Raw genomic sequence first — 3,445 nt, forward strand, 5'->3', positions numbered from 1 at the left:
CTGCCAAACCCGAAACAAATCGGCGGTGTTCCCGCGGCAATCCACGACGCGACCTCGTCATCGGTATCTGTCGGCAACTCCATGGTCAGCGCTCCGATGAAGGGCCGCTGGCCGTCCCATTTCGCCCATTCGGCTGCCAGCCCGGGATAGCACACCTCGTCGTAGGCCTGAATTTCTAGCGATCCACGTTCGGCGATCCGTCGCGTCCAGGGGCCTGTGGCCCTCGGCAGACCGAGTTCACGGCGCTGCGCGTCCTCGACCTTCTTTGGTCCGCGCCACAACAGCCACTCGAACATCGTCATTGCGGCGCGGCCCATCGGCGCCGGCAGGAATGGCAGGAGCTGGCCGTTGGCCCGCAACGGGAAGATATGCAGCGTGGCCAACGGAATGTCGCAATACTCCGCGACGTTGGCAGCGGTGTCCTCGTAATTCATGCCGGTGAGTAGCAGGTCGGCCCCGTCGGCCAGCGACGTCAGCGTCCTGCTGACCTCCCCCCGGCACTGGGTAAGAGGCTCCGAAACTTCGCGCCACATCCTGTCCAGCTCCCGGATTTTCCATGGGTTGCCGAAGAAATACGTCCAGAAGTCGCGGTGCGGGTCCAGGATGACCTTCAAATCCGGTCCGTAGGCGACCGCAGCAGGCCCAGCCGACTCGACGAAGTCAACCATTTCAGGCGCGACAGCCATGCGCACGTCATGCCCGCGGCGCACCAGCTCACGGCCGACAGTGACGTAGGGCTCGACTTCGCCACGCGTTCCCCAGTTTGCCAGCACAAATTTCATCGCGGATCCTGACCTTTCACTTCCCATGTGCATTTTGCGGAATGAAAGCGGCAGCCCCGCACCACTGGCTCAGCCGCCCAGCAGCATAGCCCGACGCCGGCGCACCATCGAGCTGAAAGCCGGAAATTTTGGGCAAGTGGTCAATAACACCGGGACCGTCGCGGGAGGGCCCCCGGATCGTTAATCGGGGTGTTGGCCGACCACGCGCTCGGCAGTCAACGAATCCGGCATCGCAGCCGAGTCTGCCACCAAATCCGGCGGCGGACAATACGCCGACCTCACCGAACTGCTCTGCACCGCTGACCGCTGCCCGGTCATCGTCGATGTGCTGAACGCGGGCCGCTTCGGCGTAAGTGCTGAAACCCCACCAGCGATACTGCGCACGTGTGTGATAATCCCGCTGTTCGAAGAACGCGTCCTCTTACTCGAGTAGGTGATCTTGCGCCAGGCCGACAGCGTTAGTCCTACCGAAGAGGCGCAGGGTCAGCGCTCGGCACGGAAGGAATTCCGCCCAGACATAGAGGGTTTGCGCGCCCTCACGCTGTTGGCCATTCTCCTCTTTCACGCTGACGTGCCCGGTGTGGATGGTGGGTTCGTCGGTCCGGACATTTTCTTCATCATCTCGGGTTTCGTCATCACCGGGCAGCTCTGGCGCGAGGTGAGCACCACCGGCACTGTCGGGCTACGCCCCTTCTATGGGGCGCGGGCCCGCCGATTGCTGCCGGTATCAGCGCTGGTAGGCGTGGTCACCCTGATCGCCTCGGCTGTCCTGGTGCCCCCGCTGCTGGCCCGGAACGTCCTTGAGGACGGCATCGCCTGCGCGTTATACGTCGGCAACTATTGGTTCATTGCGCAAAACGTCGACTACTTCGGCGGCCATCTGCCGCCGTCGCCGTTCCAGCACTACTGGACTCTGGGGGTAGAGGAGCAGTTCTACCTGGTATGGCCGGTCATTATCATCGGCACGGCGTGGCTCATCCGGCGTGCGCGTCGGCGGCGCACCAGCGCACCTACCACCCCATCGAATCCATCGAAACGCCCGTATCTGGTGGTCCTTGCGCTAATCGCGGCCGTGTCCTTCGCGCTTTCTTTGGTTACCACGTACCTGGTGCCTCCGGCGGCGTACTTTTCGCTGCCCACCCGGGCCTGGGATTTGGCCGTCGGCGGCCTGGTGGCTCTCACCGCCGACCAGTGGCGCCGACTACCGACACTACCTGCCAAAATCACCGGATGGGCGGGGCTGGCCCTGATCCTGCTGGCCTGCAACCAACTGACCCCGGCCACACCCTATCCGGGCACCGCCGCGCTGTTGCCCATGCTCGGCACGGCGCTGGTACTCGGCGCCGGCGTAAACGCACCGTCACAGGGATGCGGCCGCATCCTGGCAGTGTCGCCAATGCGTGCGATGGGCCGGCTGTCGTACTCCTGGTATCTGTGGCACTGGCCGTTTCTCGTGCTCACGCCGCTATTGCTGGGCCACCCGCTGGGACTGGCCGGCAGGTTGACAGCGGTCCTGACCTCCGGCGGGCTGGCCGTGCTCACGCTGCGTTTCATCGAGAACCCGCTGCGATACGCCCCTCCTTTGCGCCGCTCTCCCCTGGCCAGTCTCGCGGTTGGCGGTACCGCCACCGCGGTAGCGGCCTGTGTGGGCGTGGCGATGACGCCCTGGGTTCCTATCCCCATCGGCCGCGGCGCGCCCGCTACGCCGCTGACCGTCACTGCGGCGCCTGCCCCCGCGGGCTCCAACATCGACGCGTACAACGCGGCGATGCAGCATGCGTTCGCGCAGGTACAGGCCGCGGTAGCGGCATCAGCCGAGCTCAAAGCCGTACCGTCGAACCTGGACCCGCCGCTCGCCGACGCGTCAGCCGCCCAAATGGCCATGTCGTTCAACGGCTGCATGCGCACAGCTAAACAAGCCGGACAGCCCGAGTGCGCGACGGGCGACACCGCATCGAGCACGACGGTGGCCCTGGTCGGCGACTCGCACGCCGCGATGTGGAATCCCGCGTTCCAACAGATCGCCACGCAACGGCACTGGCGGCTGGAGATGCTGGCCAAGGCGGGCTGCCCAATGATTGACGTGCCCATCGCCAAACACCTCAGTGGCCTGATTGAACACTTTCTGCACTGCGAGCAGTGGCGCGCTCAGATCCTCGCCCGGTTACGCGCCAAGCACCCGCGGCTGGTCCTGGTGAGCATGTCGCGGGAGAGCAGTGTCGGCAGTTGGCAGCCAGGTTTCACGCCATACGACCCGGCGTGGATCGACAGCCTGACCCGCCTGGTGCAGCAGCTGGGCGACACCGGCGCAAGGGTGCTGGTGCTCGGACCGATCCCAGATCCGCAGACATCGGTGCCGGACTGCCTGTCCGGCCATCTCAATGACGCGAGCGCCTGCTCGCCGCCACGGTCAACCGCGGTCAACCAATCCGGCATCGCAGCCGAGTCCTCGGCGACCAAAGCCAGCGGCGGACAATATGCCGACCTCACCGAGCTATTCTGCACCGCAAACCGCTGCCCCGTCATCGTCGGCAACACCCTCGTCTACCTCGACAAGAATCACCTGACAATCGAATACTCCCGGCTACTGGCACCGGTCATCGGGGCGCTGGCCGACCGCGCGCTCGCCCACGGTTGACGTACTGCGGACTGTTGGCTGCGGA

General features: G+C 65.2%; 2 protein-coding genes. One reads left to right on the forward strand and one right to left on the reverse strand.

Annotation, left to right across the window (positions count from 1 at the left end; all coding sequences use genetic code 11):
* Positions 1-782: glycosyltransferase (locus ACLP9N_RS14185; protein ID WP_442408010.1), on the reverse strand; the 782-nt coding region annotated here is incomplete at its 3' end.
* A gap of 433 nt (positions 783-1,215) precedes the next feature.
* On the opposite strand from ACLP9N_RS14185, the gene ACLP9N_RS14190 reads away from it, so the two are divergent.
* Positions 1,216-3,420, forward strand: coding sequence for an acyltransferase family protein (locus tag ACLP9N_RS14190; RefSeq protein ID WP_442408011.1), 2,205 nt, complete (start codon positions 1,216-1,218; stop codon positions 3,418-3,420).
* Positions 3,421-3,445: the final 25 nt, after the last annotated feature.

Source organism: Mycobacterium sp. (assembly GCF_052144515.1).
In the GTDB taxonomy this organism is placed as follows: Bacteria; Actinomycetota; Actinomycetes; order Mycobacteriales; family Mycobacteriaceae; genus Mycobacterium.